The 16,376-nt window shown below is 59.2% G+C and carries 15 protein-coding genes; 11 read left to right on the top strand and 4 right to left on the bottom strand.

The window, feature by feature from the left end; all coding sequences use genetic code 11:
- Positions 1-8 precede the first annotated feature (8 nt).
- The 6 genes from CLU80_RS23285 (at position 9) to CLU80_RS23260 (ending at position 6,062) form a co-directional block, all read left to right on the top strand.
- Positions 9-1,010, top strand: a complete 1,002-nt coding sequence (locus tag CLU80_RS23285) for a family 2 encapsulin nanocompartment cargo protein terpene cyclase (protein WP_286079762.1) — start codon at positions 9-11, stop codon at positions 1,008-1,010.
- A gap of 91 nt (positions 1,011-1,101) precedes the next feature.
- Complete coding sequence (locus tag CLU80_RS23280) at positions 1,102-1,902, top strand: glucose 1-dehydrogenase (protein ID WP_099758490.1); 801 nt, start codon at positions 1,102-1,104, stop codon at positions 1,900-1,902.
- Positions 1,895-3,721: a glycoside hydrolase family 15 protein gene (locus CLU80_RS23275; RefSeq protein ID WP_099758489.1), complete on the top strand. Its 1,827-nt coding sequence runs from the start codon at positions 1,895-1,897 to the stop codon at positions 3,719-3,721. The genes CLU80_RS23280 and CLU80_RS23275 overlap by 8 nt, the downstream gene beginning before the upstream one ends.
- A 394-nt stretch (positions 3,722-4,115) precedes the next feature.
- Positions 4,116-4,505: a hypothetical protein gene (locus tag CLU80_RS23270; protein ID WP_099758488.1), complete on the top strand. Its 390-nt coding sequence runs from the start codon at positions 4,116-4,118 to the stop codon at positions 4,503-4,505.
- 12 nt (positions 4,506-4,517) lie between these two features.
- A complete protein-coding gene (locus tag CLU80_RS23265) occupies positions 4,518-5,150 on the top strand; it encodes a BRCT domain-containing protein (RefSeq protein WP_099758487.1) in 633 nt (210 codons plus the stop codon).
- 12 nt (positions 5,151-5,162) lie between these two features.
- Positions 5,163-6,062 (top strand): alpha/beta fold hydrolase, encoded by a 900-nt coding sequence (locus CLU80_RS23260; RefSeq protein ID WP_099758486.1) that lies wholly within the window; start codon positions 5,163-5,165, stop codon positions 6,060-6,062.
- Here the strand turns inward: CLU80_RS23260 and CLU80_RS23255 are convergent.
- Positions 6,031-7,014 carry a GlxA family transcriptional regulator gene (locus CLU80_RS23255; protein ID WP_099758485.1) on the bottom strand — a complete coding sequence of 328 codons (984 nt, stop codon included), beginning with the start codon at positions 7,012-7,014 and terminating at the stop codon, positions 6,031-6,033. The two genes, CLU80_RS23260 and CLU80_RS23255, sit on opposite strands and share 32 nt — an antisense overlap.
- Positions 7,015-7,103: 89 nt before the next feature.
- On the opposite strand from CLU80_RS23255, the gene inhA reads away from it, so the two are divergent.
- The 3 genes from inhA (at position 7,104) to CLU80_RS23240 (ending at position 10,503) form a co-directional block, all read left to right on the top strand.
- Positions 7,104-7,790: an isonitrile hydratase gene (gene inhA, locus CLU80_RS23250; RefSeq protein WP_093431900.1), complete on the top strand. Its 687-nt coding sequence runs from the start codon at positions 7,104-7,106 to the stop codon at positions 7,788-7,790.
- 253 nt (positions 7,791-8,043) lie between these two features.
- On the top strand, positions 8,044-8,835 hold the full coding sequence (locus CLU80_RS23245; RefSeq protein ID WP_099758484.1) for a CPBP family intramembrane glutamic endopeptidase: 792 nt from the start codon (positions 8,044-8,046) through the stop codon (positions 8,833-8,835).
- A 102-nt stretch (positions 8,836-8,937) separates the two neighbouring features.
- Entirely contained in the window at positions 8,938-10,503 is a 1,566-nt protein-coding gene (locus CLU80_RS23240; protein ID WP_099758483.1) for a methyl-accepting chemotaxis protein, read from the top strand.
- A 253-nt stretch (positions 10,504-10,756) separates the two neighbouring features.
- Here the strand turns inward: CLU80_RS23240 and CLU80_RS23235 are convergent.
- The 3 genes from CLU80_RS23235 to CLU80_RS23220 form a co-directional block, all read right to left on the bottom strand.
- Positions 10,757-11,940, bottom strand: a protein-coding gene (locus tag CLU80_RS23235; protein ID WP_286079761.1) for an IS3 family transposase whose coding sequence is annotated in 2 segments (ribosomal slippage) — positions 10,757-11,676 and positions 11,676-11,940 — 1,185 coding nt in all. Because the reading frame shifts where the segments join, the coding sequence is not laid out codon by codon here.
- A gap of 66 nt (positions 11,941-12,006) precedes the next feature.
- Positions 12,007-12,372, bottom strand: a complete 366-nt coding sequence (locus tag CLU80_RS23230; protein WP_099758482.1) for a DUF6124 family protein — start codon at positions 12,370-12,372, stop codon at positions 12,007-12,009.
- Between the two features lie 1,182 nt (positions 12,373-13,554).
- The gene (locus tag CLU80_RS23220; RefSeq protein WP_099758481.1) at positions 13,555-14,235 is read right to left on the bottom strand and encodes an alpha/beta family hydrolase; all 681 of its coding nucleotides are present in this window, start codon (positions 14,233-14,235) and stop codon (positions 13,555-13,557) included.
- Between the two features lie 95 nt (positions 14,236-14,330).
- On the opposite strand from CLU80_RS23220, the gene ccoN reads away from it, so the two are divergent.
- Positions 14,331-15,755, top strand: a complete 1,425-nt coding sequence (ccoN, locus tag CLU80_RS23215; RefSeq protein ID WP_099758480.1) for a cytochrome-c oxidase, cbb3-type subunit I — start codon at positions 14,331-14,333, stop codon at positions 15,753-15,755.
- Between the two features lie 10 nt (positions 15,756-15,765).
- A complete protein-coding gene (gene ccoO, locus CLU80_RS23210; RefSeq protein ID WP_003223389.1) occupies positions 15,766-16,374 on the top strand; it encodes a cytochrome-c oxidase, cbb3-type subunit II in 609 nt (202 codons plus the stop codon).
- The last annotated feature ends 2 nt before the right edge of the window (positions 16,375-16,376 follow it).

Raw genomic sequence — 16,376 nt, 5'->3', positions numbered from 1 at the left:
GGGCTCTGATGACCCTGCGCTCAACCGCGAAGGAATCGCCGATGCAATCGCCCTGGACTGTCCCGCCGCTGTATGGACTTGCCCCTTTTAGAGTCGACCCGTCTCTGGCGGCAGAAGTGGATGATCGCCTCATGCCGTGGATCGAGCAGGTCGGGATTTTTCCAGGCCAGCACAAAAAAGTGCGGGCGATGGGCTTCGGGCGCTTCGCTGTGCTTTGTCATAACGATACGGATGATCCGGACCGCCTGCTGCTGGCGGCGCAATGTTTTGCCGCCCTGTTCGCCGTCGATGATTACTACTGCGATGACGAGAGAACCGGATCTGAACCGAAAATGGTCGGCCCACGCCTGTCCGTGGCGCTGGCAGCGCTGGAACCGGTTTACTTGAGCGAACGGTTCCGCCCCGGCCTTGAGCGGGCATTGAGCGGCGATCCGGTATTGGTCGCTCTGCGCGGGTATCTGGCGCGGGTGGAGTCCTTCGCCACACCGGCACAGGTGGCACGCGTGCGCCATGAAATCATCGCCATGTTCGTGACCATGAGCGCCGAAGCGGCCTGGCGCACCGAAGGTCTCACGCCAGCACTTTGGGAATATCTGGCCCACCGTCAGGTCAACAGTTTCCTGCCGTGCCTGTCGTTGATCGACATCATTGCAGGCTACGAACTACCGGCCAATGTGTATAGCGCACCCGACGTGCGACGCGTGACGGCACTGGCCGCCAGCGCGACGATCATTGCCAATGATCTGTTTTCGGCGCTGAAGGAGCAGCAAGCCGGAATCGGTGACTTCAACCTGCCCTTGCTGTTGATCCGCGAACAGCACTGCTCGCCGGAACAAGCAATGGCGCAAAGTGCCGCCATTCACGACGAGATCATGCGTTTGTACGAGGCCGCAGAACAGGCCGTACTGCCGCACGCATCAGCGCCGCTCATACGTTACCTGGGCGGAGTCAAGAGCTGGCTGGCCGGCAATGTGGAATGGCATCGCACCAGTGGTCGCTATCAGGTCTGAAGCTGTCGATCTTTTCATGATTGCAAGATGAACTCTCGCCGCCGCCCGTCAGTCAGCTAAATAAGCCCACTGACCCCAGGCGCGATTTTGCATGCATATTTCCCTCGCCCGACAAACAGCCCTGATCACCGGCGCCAGCTCCGGCATCGGCCAGGCGTGCGCCAAAGCCCTGGCCGCTGCCGGCGCGGCGGTGGTCATCAACTACAACCGCCAGGCCGAGCCTGCCGAAGCACTGGCCCGGCAAATCATCGCTGACGGTGGGCAGGCCATCGCCATTCGCGCTGATGTCTCCAAGGAAGACGAGGTTGAGCGGCTGTTCTCGGCGGCCATCGATGCCTTCGGTTCGCTGGATATTCTGCTGGCCAACTCGGGTATGCAAAAAGATGCCGCCGCTGTGGACATGACCCTCGACGACTGGAACGCGGTGATCGGCGTCAACCTCACCGGGCAGTTTCTCTGCGCCCGCGCTGCCCTGCGGATTTTCAATCGCCAGGGCGTTCGTGAAGGCGTGTCCCGCGCGGCCGGCAAGATCATCCACATGAGCTCTGTGCACCAGCGCATTCCCTGGGCCGGGCACGTCAATTACGCCGCGTCCAAGGGTGGTGTCGATCAGTTGATGCAGACCCTTGCACAGGAAGTCAGCCATCAACGCATTCGCATCAACGGCATCGCGCCGGGGGCGATTCGCACGGCGATCAACAAAGACGCCACCGAAGGCGCTGCCGGCGAAAAGCTGCTTGATCTGATTCCCTACGGGCGCATCGGCGACGCGCAAGACGTCGCCAACGCCGTGGTCTTTCTCGCCTCGGATGCCGCCGATTACATCGTTGGCACCACCCTGTTCATCGACGGCGGCATGAGCCTCTATCCGGAGTTTCGCGGCAATGGCTGAGCATCACCTGGAACGACAAAGCCCGATCGACGCCCACGGCATCATCGGCGACATGCGCAGTGCGGCACTGATCAACGACCGTGGCAGTGTGGATTTTTTCTGCTGGCCGGAATTCGACAGTCCGTCGATTTTCTGTTCGTTGCTGGACACCCCGGACGCGGGGATTTTCCAGTTGGCGCCGGACTTGCCCGACGCGCGCCGCGAACAGATTTACCTGCCCGACACTAACGTTCTGCAAACCCGCTGGCTGAGTGAGCGCGCGGTGGTCGAAGTCACCGATCTGCTGCCAGTGGCGGACAACGCCGATGACCTGCCGCTGTTGATGCGTCGGGTGCGCGTGGTCAGCGGCGAAGCGACTTTCACCATGCGCTGCGCCGTGCGCCACGATTACGCCCGAGCCGACACCCGAGCTCAGATGGATCAACAAGACGTGACATTTAGCGCTTCCGGCCAACCGTCACTGCGCCTGGCTTCGGACCAGCCGATGCAGATCGACGCGCAAGCGGCGGTGGCACAATTCACGCTCAAGCAAAATGAAACGGCGGCGTTCATGCTCGGGGCGACTGATGATCCACGATTCGCCGAAGGCGCCGGACACTTGTGCATGGAACGCACATTGAAGTTCTGGCGCGACTGGATCGGTCAGTCGATTTACCGCGGACGCTGGCGGGAAATGGTCAACCGCTCGGCCCTCGCGTTGAAGCTGCTGACCTCACGCAAACACGGCGCGATTCTCGCCGCCGCCACATTCGGTCTACCGGAAACGCCGGGCGGCGAACGTAACTGGGACTACCGCTACACATGGATCCGCGATGCCTCGTTCACGGTGTACGCGTTCATGCGCCTGGGCTTTGTCGGCGAGGCCAACGCCTATATGGGCTGGCTGCGCGGACGGGTCAGCGACTGCTGCGGCAAGCCGATGAAGTTGAACATTCTGTACGCCATCGATGGTCGTCAGGAACTGCCGGAAACCGAGCTGTCGCACTTGTCCGGTCACGGCGGTGCGCAACCGGTGCGCATCGGCAACGGCGCTTACGATCAGATTCAGCTGGATATCTTCGGCGAGCTGATGGATGCGGTGTATCTGGTCAACAAGTACGGCGACGCGATTTCCCATGAAGGCTGGAAACATGTGCGCGAAGTGGTCGATCAAGTCTGTGAAACGTGGCAGACCGCCGATGTCGGCATTTGGGAAATGCGCGGTGAGCAGCATCACTTCCTGCACTCACGGCTGATGTGCTGGGTAGCGCTGGACCGGGCGATTCGCTTGGCCTCGAAACGCTCGTTACCGGCACCGTTTGCGCAATGGGACTCGACCCGGCAGGCGATCTACGCCGACATCTGGGACAACTTCTGGAATGAGGAGCGCGGGCACTTCGTCCAGTACAAGGGCGGCACCGCGCTGGATGGCTCGATGTTGTTGATGCCGTTGGTGCGTTTCGTCAGCGCCAAGGATCCGCGCTGGCTGTCGACCCTTGCGGCCATCGAAAAGACCCTGGTGCGCGACGGCATGGTTTATCGCTATCGCAATGACGACAGCAATATCGATGGCCTGGCCGGCACTGAAGGCGCCTTCGCCGCGTGTTCGTTCTGGTACGTCGAATGCCTGGCTCGCGCGGGGCAGGTTGAAAAAGCCCATCTGGAGTTTGAGCAATTGCTGCGCTATGCCAATCCGCTGGGTCTCTACGCCGAAGAGTTCGACGCCCATGGCCGGCACTTGGGTAATACCCCGCAAGCCTTGACGCATCTGGCGTTGATCAGTGCGGCGAGTTTTCTCGACCGCAAGCTGAGTGGGGAAAAGAGTTACTGGCAGCCGTAATTGTCACCAAAGGCTGTAGGAAATAGTCTGCATCAACAACCAATTGTAGGACTGACACCTACGCAAAAGCAGGCTCACTCCCACCCCCTATGGCGAGGGAGCTTGCTCCCGCCGGGGCGCGAAGCGGCCCTGAAATCTGCCTCGCCAATCCCACTGAAGCACCGGGTTGCCTGACTTTGCGCCTGCTGCACAGCCGAGCGGGAGCAAGCTCCCTCAGCACAGTTTTCAACTGCCGTAAGACTACAAATGGTCAACATCCTCCGAACCGTGCCTGCCCTGCAACTCGCAGTCACACCCGGAAATACCCTGTTGCCAGCTGTTACATCCACCCCTACCATCCACCGCAACGGGCACAGCGGAGCTGTCCAATAAAACCCGAATTCAAGGAACCAGAATGTCCCAGCACGTCCAGCGCACCATCGACACGCCGCTTCGCAGCGGCCTGACCCGCACCCAACTCTGGGAAGCCGCGGACAAAGGCCTGATCAAGTGCTGGGAAATCGGCCGCCAGCGCGCCACCCGCTTCCCCGACCTCGCGCAAAAATGTCTCGCTGGCGAACTGCCCGTGCTCGGCTGGAAAGGTGGCGTGAGCCGCAGCCTGAAGAAAAACGAGAAATATGGCTCGCTGAAGTATCTGGCGCAGTGGCAAGGCTTGCGCGGTGAGGATCTGGATATTGATCTGAACGAAGAACGCTCGTTGACCTGCTCGCGAACGAAGATGCGGGTGACGTTTACCCCGGATCGAACGAAGTATTTCAATCAGGTGGCGGAAGCTGAGGTTTAAGGAGAAACAGCGATGGTCGATTTGCATCAGGAATTTCAAAACAGCCGTTTCTTTCACGAAGCGCGGATTGACAGGCGTTCGGCCGACGCACTGGCAGGGGTCGCTGCCGGGCTAGCCGCTGATGGCAAGATCAATCAGCAGGAAGCCGAGTTTCTCAAGACCTGGATCGAAACCCACTTGGTTCACTTGGGGGATCCGGTGGTAAATATTCTCTACAAGCGTCTTGAGGGCATGCTTAGCGACGGTTTATTGGATGCCGATGAATCGGTGGAATTGCTGGAGATTCTTCATCAGTTCGCCGGCCTGCCAGTGGGCGCAGCACAAACCTTCAGTGTGCCCAACAGCCTGCCGCTCGATAGTCCAGCCCCAACTCTGGACTGTGCCAATCGTGTTTTTCTGTTTACCGGTGTTATGGCTTACGGGCCGCGCAAAGCGTGTGAATCGCTGATCGTAGAACGCGGCGGAATGATAGGTGCAGGTGTCAGCAAGAAAATCCATTATCTAGTGATCGGCAGCATCGGCAATGAACAGTGGCTGCACAGCAGCTATGGTACGAAGATCAAAAAAGCCGTTGAGCTGAGAGACAGCGGCGTGCCGATCGCCATCATCAGTGAAGATCATTGGCAGAAGGTGCTGTTCGGATAACAGGAGCCAGGTATGAGTGGAAAAGCGATTCTGTTCTGCAAAACCGCTAGCCTGACCATTGCCTATGAAGCGCATGGCCCGGAAACCGGTGTGCCGGTGATCCTCCTTCATGGCTTCCCCTATTCCCCTCGCGCTTACGATGAAATCGCGCCGCTCCTCGCCGCTCAGGGTTATCGAGTCATCGTTCCGTACCTGCGCGGTTATGGGCAGACTCGCTTCAACGATGCACAAACACTGCGCTCAGGCCAGCAAGCCGCACTCGCTCAGGATTTGTTGAATTTGATGGATGCACTCTCCATCGAACAAGCCACGCTCTGCGGGTATGACTGGGGTGGTCGCGCGGCATGCATCGTCGCGGCGTTATTTCCGGAACGAGTGCACGGCTTGGTGACCGGTGATGGCTACAACCTGCAGGACATCCCCAACTCGATTCGACCGCTGGATCCCGAGACCGAGCATCGGTTCTGGTATCAGTATTACTTCCACACGCCACGTGGCGTTGAGGGCCTGAAGCACAATCGTCGGGAGTTTTGTGAGCTGCTCTGGAGGCTTTGGTCTCCGACCTGGTCGCACGCTGCCAAGCGTTTTCCCCTGACCGCGCCTGCCTTCGACAACCCTGATTTCGTTGACGTGGTGATCCACTCCTATCGCCACCGCTTCATGTACGTCGCGGGAGATCCGGCGTTTGAGTTGATGGAAGATTTGCTGATTCGGCAACCGACCATTGGCGTGCCGACCATTTCTTTGTGCGGTGCCGACGACGGTGTCGGCCCTGCGCCACAAGAGGATGAAGACGCAGAGCATTTCACCGGTTTTTATGAGCGGCGTGTGTTGCCCGATGTCGGCCATAACATTCCCGAGGAAGCTCCTGAACAAACCCTCAAGGCATTACTGGATCTGTTGCAGCGCTGACCGAAAACCGCTCCCGATAAGCCTGCGGCGTCACCCCGATAGCCCGCAGAAAACTTCGGCGCAATGTCTCTTCACTGCCAAAACCGCAATTGGCGGCGATGCGTTTGACCGGCAAACCGGTGTCACTGAGCAAGCGCCGGGCGGTTTCGACGCGAATCAATTCGATCGCCCGCGCCGGGGTCTGGCCGGTGTCGGCGCGGTAGTGGCGGACGAAACTGCGTTCGCTCATGCCGGCTTGTTCTGCGAGGGTCGGGATGCCGAGGTCGCAGGTGAGATTCTCGGCGATCCACGCGTGCAGTTCATCAAAGCGATTGCCCTGATTCTGCAAGGATAAGGTCACGCTGAACTGCGATTGCCCGCCCGGGCGCTTGAGGAACACCACCAGATGCCGGGCGACGTCCAGGGCGATGTCGCTGCCCAGATCCTCTTCAACCATGGCCAAGGCCAGATCGATGCCGGCCGTAACCCCCGCCGAGGTCCAGACCGGGCCGTCATTGATGAAAATCGGATTGGCCTCGACGTGCAAATTCGGATGTTGCTGCGCCAGTTGTTCGCATCGCGTCCAGTGGGTAACCACGCGACGGCCATCGAGCCAGCCGCTCGCCGCCAACAGAAATGCCCCCGTACACACGGAGGCCACGCGTCGACATTTGCCCGCGTGTTCGCGTACCCAATCGACCAAAAGCACGTCTTCAGCGGCAGGATAAATGCCCCAGCCACCGGCGATGATCAACGTATCGCTGGGCGCTTCGGGCAACGGTTCGGCTAGTACCGCCAACCCCGCCGAGGACATCACCGCCCCGCCGCCGCTGGCAATCACGCTCGGCGCATACGGGATCGGCAAGCCGCGCTGACGGGCGATGTCGTTGGCAGAGGCGAACACCTGCAAGGGGCCGGTGACGTCGAGGATCTGCATGTTGGCAAACGCGAGTACGTGGATGGCTTTGGGCATTTGGCGTAATTCGTGGGGTGATTGGCGTATGCGCCAGAACCTACGCGCCTACAGTGAAGCCGTCCAGCCCTTTTCATGGAGTAAGAACGATGACGTTGCAGATCGGTTTTCTGTTGTTCCCGCAGGTTCAGCAACTCGACCTGACCGGGCCGTATGACGTGCTCGCCTCGCTGCCGGGCGTGCAGGTGCACTTGATCTGGAAGGATCTGATGCCGGTCACCGCCAGCACCGGACTGCTGCTGAAACCAACCACCACGTTTGAGGATTGCCCGGATCTGGATGTGATCTGTGTACCGGGTGGTGGTGGCGTCGGCGCGCTGATGGAAGATGAGCTGACGCTGGCTTTCATCAAGCGTCAGGCTGCGCAGGCGAAGTACGTGACATCGGTGTGCACCGGTTCGCTGGTGCTCGGCGCGGCGGGTCTGCTGCAAGGCAAACGGGCGACCACGCATTGGGCGTATCACGATCTGCTGCCGACGCTGGGGGCGATCGCGGTGAAGGATCGGGTGGTGCGTGACGGCAATCTGTTTACCGGCGGCGGGATCACGGCGGGGATTGATTTTGCGCTGGTGCTGGCTGAAGAGTTGGTGGGGGCCGATGCGGCGCAGTTGATCCAGTTGCAATTGGAATATGCCCCGGCGCCGCCGTTCAACGCGGGCAGCCCGGAGACTGCGCCGAGTGAGATTGTCGATGAAGCACGTTTGCGTGCAGCGCCATCGCTGAAGCTGCGCACGGAAATCACCGAGCGTGCGGCGGCGAAACTTAACTTGCGCTAGATCCCACGCCAAACGCAAAACCCTTTTTGGAATACCAATCCCCTGTGGGAGCGAGCTTGCTCGCGAATGCGGTGTATCAGTCGAAACAACTATTGCCTGTCACACCGCTTTCGCGAGCAAGCTCGCTCCCACATTGGGATTTATGTTTGGCCAACGGTATTGGAGTTGTCCCGGTTTGCCGCCTCACCTTCACTTGTCCCCCGCCGCTCGTCCGTGTAGAAAGCCCTTCCACAAATTTGCACAGGGACTTTCGATGAAGGCTTTGCCATGGCTCTATCTGGCGCTTCTCAGCCTCGGTTACGGATGGGCGCTGAGTTACGGCCACCTCGGCTGGCTGGCGCTGATTTCCATTGGGCTGCTGGTGTTCGCAGGTTTCGCCGTGCATCTGCAGAAAGTGCCGGTCGCACGTTTTCTCGGCCATGGCCTGTTCATCGTGCTGGCCGTGGCGTTGGCATTGCACTGGCTACCGGGCTTCGCCAACGGTCGCGCCATTGATCCGCAACGCTTCACCGACAACGCCGTGCCGTTCGCGATGTACCTGAACCTCGACAAACCGCTGGTTGGCTTCTGGTTGTTGCTGGTGTGCCCGTGGATTGTCGGGCGACGTTCGTTGCGCCTGAGCGTCTACGCCACCGCCCTCGCCCTGACGCTGAGCGCGGTTCTTGCCATTGGCGGCGCGCTGTTGCTGGGCGTGATCGCCTGGGCACCGAAGTGGCCTGATCAAGCGTGGCTGTGGGTGCTGAACAATCTGCTGCTGGTGACCTTGGTCGAGGAAGCGCTGTTTCGCGGCTATATACAGGGCGGCCTCAGTCAGCGTTTCAAAAATCTGCCCTACGGAGAAAATCTCGCCCTGCTGCTGGCCTCTTTGCTGTTTGGACTGGTGCATGCCGGCGCAGGCTGGACCTGGGTGTTGCTGGCAGGGCTGGCGGGTGTCGGCTATGGTCTGGCCTACCGTTTTGGCGGGCTCGGCGCGGCGATCGCCACGCATTTCGGCCTGAACCTGCTGCATTTTGGTTTGTTCACTTATCCGATGCTCGCCGGCTGAAGCAAGCGCCGTTTTGCGACGCCGTGCTGATTATTGAAAAAAAATTTCAATAAAAAGCTGTCACCGCCGACAACCTTTCAAAGCCTTGCGGATTGAAAAACCATGCGTAACAACCAGCCCATTACACAACGCGAACGGACTTTCCCGGCTCAGCAGCGGTTGATTTCCACAACCGACGCCAAGGGCGTGATCACCTACTGCAACGACGCTTTCGTCGAGATCAGCGGGTTTTCGCGTGAAGAGCTGATCCGTGCGCCGCACAACCTGGTCCGTCACCCCGACGTCCCGGCGGCGGTGTTTTCGCACATGTGGGGCACATTGAAACAAGGCTTGCCATGGATGGGCATTGTCAAGAATCGCTGCAAATCCGGTGACCACTACTGGGTGAACGCCTATGTGACTCCGGTGTTCGACGGCAATCAGGTGGTCGGTTACGAGTCGGTGCGGATCAAACCCACGGCCGAACAGATCCGCCGCGCCGAAGCGCTCTACCAACGCATCAACCAGGGCAAGTCGGCGATCCCTTCCAGCGATAAATGGCTGCCGGTGCTGCAGGACTGGCTGCCGTTCATTCTGGTCAGCCAACTGAGCTTCGTGATCGGCGCGACCCTCAACTCGCACTGGGGCTTCGCCCTCGCCGCCGGTCTGTCGGTGCCACTGGGCCTGATGGGCCTGCAATGGCAGCAACGCGGGCTGAAACGCCTGCTGCGCTTGGCCGAGCAGACCACTTCCGACCCGCTTATCGCGCAGATGTACACCGACAGCCGTGGCGCCCAGGCGCGTCTGGAAATGTCGATCCTCAGCCAGGAAGCACGCCTGAAAACCTGCCTGACCCGTCTGCAGGACACCGCCGAACACCTGACCGATCAGGCCAAGCAGTCCGACGTCCTGGCGCACAACAGTTCCAGCGGCCTGGAACGTCAGCGCGTGGAAACCGAACAGGTCGCCACCGCCGTCAACCAGATGGCCGCGACCACTCAGGAAGTGGCGAGCCATGTCCAGCGCACCGCTGACGCCACTCAGGAAGCCAATCGCCTGACCGGTCGCGGCCGTGACATCGCCGGCGAAACCCGCGAAGCCATTCAGCGTCTGTCTGTAGTCGTCGGGGAAACCGGCCTGACCGTGACGCAACTGGCCAAGGACAGTGACGAAATCGGCGGCGTGGTTGATGTGATCAAAGGCATCGCCGACCAGACCAACCTGCTCGCCCTGAACGCTGCGATTGAAGCAGCGCGTGCCGGTGAGATGGGCCGTGGTTTTGCCGTGGTGGCTGACGAAGTGCGTCAACTGGCGCAACGCACCAGCGAATCGACCGGGCAGATTCATGCCCTGATCGCCAAGTTGCAGCAGACGGCTTCGAGTGCCGTGCAAACCATGGAAGCCGGACATCGTCAGGCTGAAGAAGGTGTAGCGCGGGTGCTGGAAGCGGATCAGGCGTTGGTCGGTATCAGTGAAGCGGTGGCCAACATCACCGACATGACCACGCAGATTGCTGCAGCGACGGAAGAGCAAAGTGCGGTGGCTGAAGAGATCAGCCGCAACATCAGCAATATTTCGGAACTGGCGGATCAGACGTCGGAACAGGCGCATAACTCGGCGTTGTTGAGTGAAGAGCTGACGAAGACAGCGAATACGCAGTACTCGTTGGTGGAGCGGTTTAACCGCTGATTGAACTGGCGATAACAAAAAACCCGGAAAGCGAGAGCTTCCGGGTTTTTTGTTGTGTCATTGAATATCTCCCCCTCACCCCAGCCCTCTCCCCCCAAGGGGGCGAGGGGGAAAGGGAGCCGATCTCTGTGCATTTCAGAATTTGAGTTCGACTCGGTATCTCAAGTCGGTGCACCTGGCACATTCACCTCGGTCAGTCCCCTCTACCTCTGGGAGAGGGTTAGGGTGAGGGCCGGCCCAATAACTGCAGTGGTCAACTAATTCCGGACACCTCGATAGGTGGTTTTGACGCCATCGCCCGCTCGTAAGCGGTCGGTGGCAGATATCCCAGTTTCGAGTGCAACCGTTCGTTGTTGTAAAACCCAACGATGTACTCGGTGATGTCGCGGATTGCTTCAGCATGGTTCGCGTAGTCACGGCGCCATACCCGCTCCATTTTCAAACTCAAAAAGAAGCGCTCCATCACTGCGTTGTCCCAGCAATTACCTTTGCGGCTCATGCTCTGCTGCATGCCGTTTCTTGCCAGTAATTCTCTGTAAGTTGCACTCGCATATTGGCTACCCCGATCTGAGTGGGCAATCAAGCCTGGCGGCGGTTGACGCTGCGCGATAGCCAGTTGCATCGCGGTGCACACCAGCTCTGCCGGCATATTCGGAGCCATCGACCAGCCCACTATCTTGCGTGAAAACAAGTCCAATACCACGGCCAGATACAGCCAGCCACTGCGGGTGCGGATATAGGTGATGTCAGCCACCCAAGCCTTGTTTGGCGCCACTTGATCAAATTTTCTGCCCAGTACATTCTCTGCAATCGGCAGGTCATGATTGCTATCGGTCGTGTGTACAAACTTGCGCTTCCAAGCCGAACGCAGCCCATTAGCTCGCATCAAACGACGGATTTTATACAGCCCGACAAGCATGCCCTTGGCACGCAAAGCGTCGCGCAAAGGGCGGCTGCCGTAGCAGCCTCCACTCTCGGTAAAAGACGCCTTGAGTTGCACAACAACAGGACAACTCTGCCGAACAGGTGCATCAGCACGCTTCTGAGACTCATAGAAGCCCGAACGACTGATGCTCAGCAACCGACAGACATGTGCCACTGAGTAAGCCTTCTGTTGCAGCTGCCGAACCAGTCGATACGTTACTTCAGCTCGCGGGCAAAGAAGGCGGTAGCCTTTTTTAAGATGTCGTTGTCCATCTTGAGCTGCCGATTTTCCTGCTCCAACTGCCGGATGCGCCGCTGTTCCGCCGTCAATGGCTTGCCGATTCCGGCCTGTCCCAGTTGCTCTGCCTCGTATTGCTGAACCCAGCGTCGAACGGCTGTCTCACCAATGTTCAGATCCTGGCAAACCTGCGTAACGGTCAGTCCCTGATCCTTGATCATCTTCACGACTTGCAGCTTGAAGCTGTCGTCGAATGCCCTGCGTTTTTTAGTCATGAATAACTCCTCGATAGATGTATTTTCCACCTATCGGGGTGTCCGGGGAAATTAGACCACTGCAAACTACTGAGGCAACTTCAGCTTATCCAGCAGTCGATTGACCAACAGCTCGTTGAGCATGATCACCTGTTGCAGCGCCAGCAGCGGTTTGCGCTCCGGGCCGCCTATTGAGTTGGCGATGTTGCCGGCCATGGCGTGGGCGTATGAAAGCGACTCGCTCGCCTCGACCAGCAGGGTTTCGTCATCCAGCGTGGGGTCGACGAGATAGACCGGGCGAAATTTTGGCGAGCTTGGTGGAGCCCCCAGTGCTTCGGGTCTGAGGTAATAGTCGAGGGCGCGGTCGGTTGCTTCTTTGATCTTTTGCGGGCTGAGCGCTGGGTCGTGGGGGATTGGATCAGTGGGTGGTGGGTTTGGTGTGATTTTGAACATAGATAAAGCTCCAATTTGAAAAAACGGGAGCCATCACCCTCGCTACCAAACGGCGGGTGGCGGCCATGCGCGGGTTGGTAGACCGGTCAAATTGGGTAACCCGGCGCTCACAGAGGAGCCCCACGCATGCCCACCATACAAAGCCATATCTCAAAAAGGAGACAGCATCGACAGTGTCGCAACAACGACAATTTAAGGCGGGCTACCAAACCCGATCACTGTTTTTCAGTGACAAGGAAACGATATAGCCCGGCCTGTAGTCGTGTAAGCCGGCGGATTCTGGCGTACGCGTAGGTAACGGCGCAAGGTGTTGTAGGCCCCGAGGCGTAACGGGTTGTGTAATTTAAACGTGCTCACAAAATCACGTTTGTGCAAGGGAAATGCCGGACAGTGAGCGCTTCCAGTTCTTTATCGTGTCAGCGAAATTGCCCCTCACCCTAACCCTCTCCCAGAGGGAGAGGGGACTGACCGCATGGAATGGAAGAGATACGCCGACGTGCGATAACAAGTCGAACTCAGATTCTGAAACAGATCAAAAGCCCCTCACCCTAGCCCTCTTCCCGAGGGAGAGGGGACTGATCGCGGTGTTTGGGAGAGGTACGCCGACGTGCAATAGCGCGTTGAACTCAGGCTTTGAAAAGCCCAAAAATCGGCTCCCTCTCCCTCGGGAGAGGGCTGGGGTGAGGGGCGAGAACACCACAAAAACCAAAGCCAAGCGCGCCGTGCTCTTCACCACTCAATAGGCCGAGTGTCAGCTCGCCTGCTTTTGATCTTGATCCACGAGCGACGTCGGAAGGCTGAGTGGAGGGATTGATCCGGGCGTGGGAGCGCAGCGACCGTTTGGCGAAGCCAAACACAGCGAGAGGAGGTGCAGCGAAGCAAACCGTAGGCGCTGCGCCCGGATCGATCCCGGAGCGAAGGGACCCCGAGCTTTAGCGAGTGGGCCGCACGTAGGAGCAAGCGTTTTTTTGCTTACTTTTTTTAGGCGTTTGTAAAAAAAGTGAGTCGCCGTAAGGGCGAAACCCTAAGTGGGCTTAACCGCAGCAACGGATATGCACATAGATCGAAAAATGTGCAGTGTTCAAGATCTACCCCCTCACCCCAGCCCTCCCGAAACGTCGGACCGCCCCCAAGGGGGCGAGGGGGAAAGGGAGCCGATCTTTATGCAGTTCGGGATCTCGGTTAACCCTTGAGAAACTCGGATACTTTCTGCGCGGCGCTGGCCAAATGCTGTTCATGGGTAAACCCGGAAACCTTTAATGGCTTGAGGTCATGATCGCCGGCAGCTAACCACGTCACCTCAATACTCGGTGACAAGGTGTAAGCCTCAACCGCCTCCCGATTACCCAGCGCATCCCGCTCCCCCTGCACAATCAAAGTCCGCGTCTGCAAAGAAGCCAAATGCTCAACCCGCGGTTTCTCCGGTTTACCCACTGCATAAAACGGATAGCCCAAACACACCAACGCATCAACGCCCAATTCGTCAGCCAAAAGACTCGCCATCCGCCCGCCCATGGACTTGCCGCCGATCCCCAGCGGCCCAGCGACATGACGTCGCACTTCGGCAAACACTTCGCGCCAGCATTCCTGCAGTTTCGCAGCAGGATTCGGCGGCCGCTTCACCCCATCCACCCGCCGCTGCGCCATATACGCAAACTCAAACCGCAACACGTTGATGCCAAGCCCGGCAAGGCGCCCAGCCATATCCGTCATCCAATCGCTATCCATCGGCGCCCCCGCCCCGTGAGCAAGGATCAACGTCGCCGACGCCTTACCCTCAGCAGCATCCCAAAGCCACCCATGATCACGCACGCACTGCGCCCATTGATCCCCGTCAATACTGGCCTTGTGCTGTTTGTCCATGCTTGCCTCGCTTTTAGTCTGCCTATAACTCCAGACGAAGGATTCGCCGCGTGTCTTGCGCGCGCTCACTTCGGCTGAACCGTGGATGGGGAACCATGAACACTTCTATCAGTACCGCCTACAACTACAAGGTGGTCCGCCAATTCGCCATTATGACGGTGGTGTGGGGCATCGTCGGCATGGGCCTCGGGGTTTTTCTCGCGGCTCAATTGGTCTGGCCCGAACTCAACTTCAATTTACCCTGGACCAGTTTCGGCCGTCTGCGCCCGCTGCACACCAACGCGGTGATCTTCGCGTTCGGCGGCTGTGCGCTGTTCGCCAGTTCGTTTTACTCGGTGCAACGCACCTGCCAAACCCAGTTGTTTGCACCAAAAATCGCCGCGTTCTGCTTCTGGGGCTGGCAGTTGGTGATCCTGCTGGCGGCGATCAGCCTGCCACTGGGTTACACCAGCTCCAAGGAATATGCCGAACTGGAATGGCCGATCGACATCCTGATCACCATCGTCTGGGTCGCCTACGCCATCGTGTTCTTCGGCACGATCATGCAGCGCAAGACCAAGCACATCTACGTGGGCAACTGGTTCTTCGGCGCGTTCATAATCACCGTGGCGATTCTGCACATCGTCAACAACCTTGAATTGCCGGTGAGTTTCACCAAGTCGTACTCGGTGTACGCCGGTGCAACCGACGCGATGGTGCAATGGTGGTACGGCCACAACGCCGTAGGCTTTTTCCTCACCGCCGGTTTCCTCGGGATGATGTACTACTTCGTGCCGAAACAGGCCGAGCGTCCGGTGTATTCGTATCGCCTGTCGATCGTGCACTTCTGGGCATTGATCACCCTGTACATCTGGGCCGGCCCGCACCACTTGCACTACACCGCGCTGCCAGACTGGGCACAGTCGCTGGGCATGGTGATGTCGCTGATTCTGCTGGCACCGAGCTGGGGCGGCATGATCAACGGCATGATGACCCTCTCAGGCGCCTGGCATAAATTGCGCAGCGACCCGATCCTGCGTTTCCTTGTGGTCTCGCTGGCGTTCTACGGCATGTCGACCTTCGAAGGTCCGATGATGGCGATCAAGACCGTCAACGCCCTCTCCCACTACACCGACTGGACCATCGGCCACGTACATGCCGGCGCCCTCGGCTGGGTGGCGATGATCTCGATCGGCGCGCTGTACCACATGATCCCGAAAATCTTCGGCAAGGCGCAGATGCACAGCGTCGGTTTGATCAACGCGCACTTCTGGCTCGCGACCATCGGCACCGTGCTCTACATCGCCTCGATGTGGGTCAACGGCATCGCCCAAGGCCTGATGTGGCGCGCGGTGAACGAGGACGGCACGCTGACCTACTCCTTCGTCGAAACCCTGGTGGCCAGCCACCCAGGCTTCGTCGTGCGGCTGATTGGTGGGGCGATCTTCCTCAGCGGCATGTTCCTGATGGCTTACAACACCTGGCGCACAGTGCGGGCCTCGCGGCCTGCTGACGTCGTTGCTGCCGCGCAGATGGCCTGAGGAGTCCGCCATGAAACACGAAACGATTGAAAAGAACGTTGGCCTGTTGATGTTGCTCATGGTGTTCGCCGTGAGCATCGGCGGCCTGACCCAGATCGTCCCGCTGTTCTTCCAGGACGTCACCAACAAACCGGTGGAAGGCATGAAGCCCTACACCGCGCTGCAACTGGAAGGCCGCGACATCTACATCCGCGAAGGCTGCGTCGGTTGCCACTCGCAGATGATCCGCCCGTTCCGCGCCGAAACCGAGCGCTACGGGCACTACTCGGTTGCGGGCGAAAGCGTGTGGGATCACCCGTTCCTGTGGGGTTCGAAACGTACCGGTCCGGACCTCGCCCGGGTCGGCGCGCGTTACTCGGATGACTGGCACCGCGCGCACTTGTACAACCCGCGCAACGTCGTACCGGAATCGAAAATGCCGGCCTATCCGTGGCTGGTCACGCAAGCGGTCGACAGCAGCCACACCGAAACCAAGCTCAAGACCATGCGCACCCTCGGCGTGCCGTACACCGACGACGACATCAGCGGTGCGGTGGCCAGCCTCAAGGGCAAGACCGAAATGGACGCCCTCGTCTCCTACCTGCAAGTGCTCGGCACTGCGATCAAGAGCAAGAGGTGAGC

Source organism: Pseudomonas sp. 29 (assembly GCF_002754355.1).
Lineage (GTDB): Bacteria > Pseudomonadota > Gammaproteobacteria > Pseudomonadales > Pseudomonadaceae > Aquipseudomonas > Aquipseudomonas neuropathica.
This window is presented reverse-complemented; position numbering and strand designations above follow the sequence as displayed.

Bases quoted from the DNA above. Each gene is read 5' to 3' on its own strand.
- CLU80_RS23285 (WP_286079762.1), top strand. From the start codon at position 9: ATGACCCTGCGCTCAACCGCGAAGGAATCGCCGATGCAATCGCCCTGG.
- CLU80_RS23280 (WP_099758490.1), top strand. From the start codon at position 1,102: ATGCATATTTCCCTCGCCCGACAAACAGCCCTGATCACCGGCGCCAGC.
- CLU80_RS23275 (WP_099758489.1), top strand. From the start codon at position 1,895: ATGGCTGAGCATCACCTGGAACGACAAAGCCCGATCGACGCCCACGGC.
- CLU80_RS23270 (WP_099758488.1), top strand. From the start codon at position 4,116: ATGTCCCAGCACGTCCAGCGCACCATCGACACGCCGCTTCGCAGCGGC.
- CLU80_RS23265 (WP_099758487.1), top strand. From the start codon at position 4,518: ATGGTCGATTTGCATCAGGAATTTCAAAACAGCCGTTTCTTTCACGAA.
- CLU80_RS23260 (WP_099758486.1), top strand. From the start codon at position 5,163: ATGAGTGGAAAAGCGATTCTGTTCTGCAAAACCGCTAGCCTGACCATT.
- CLU80_RS23255 (WP_099758485.1), bottom strand. From the start codon at position 7,014: ATGCCCAAAGCCATCCACGTACTCGCGTTTGCCAACATGCAGATCCTC.
- inhA (WP_093431900.1), top strand. From the start codon at position 7,104: ATGACGTTGCAGATCGGTTTTCTGTTGTTCCCGCAGGTTCAGCAACTC.
- CLU80_RS23245 (WP_099758484.1), top strand. From the start codon at position 8,044: ATGAAGGCTTTGCCATGGCTCTATCTGGCGCTTCTCAGCCTCGGTTAC.
- CLU80_RS23240 (WP_099758483.1), top strand. From the start codon at position 8,938: ATGCGTAACAACCAGCCCATTACACAACGCGAACGGACTTTCCCGGCT.
- CLU80_RS23230 (WP_099758482.1), bottom strand. From the start codon at position 12,372: ATGTTCAAAATCACACCAAACCCACCACCCACTGATCCAATCCCCCAC.
- CLU80_RS23220 (WP_099758481.1), bottom strand. From the start codon at position 14,235: ATGGACAAACAGCACAAGGCCAGTATTGACGGGGATCAATGGGCGCAG.
- ccoN (WP_099758480.1), top strand. From the start codon at position 14,331: ATGAACACTTCTATCAGTACCGCCTACAACTACAAGGTGGTCCGCCAA.
- ccoO (WP_003223389.1), top strand. From the start codon at position 15,766: ATGAAACACGAAACGATTGAAAAGAACGTTGGCCTGTTGATGTTGCTC.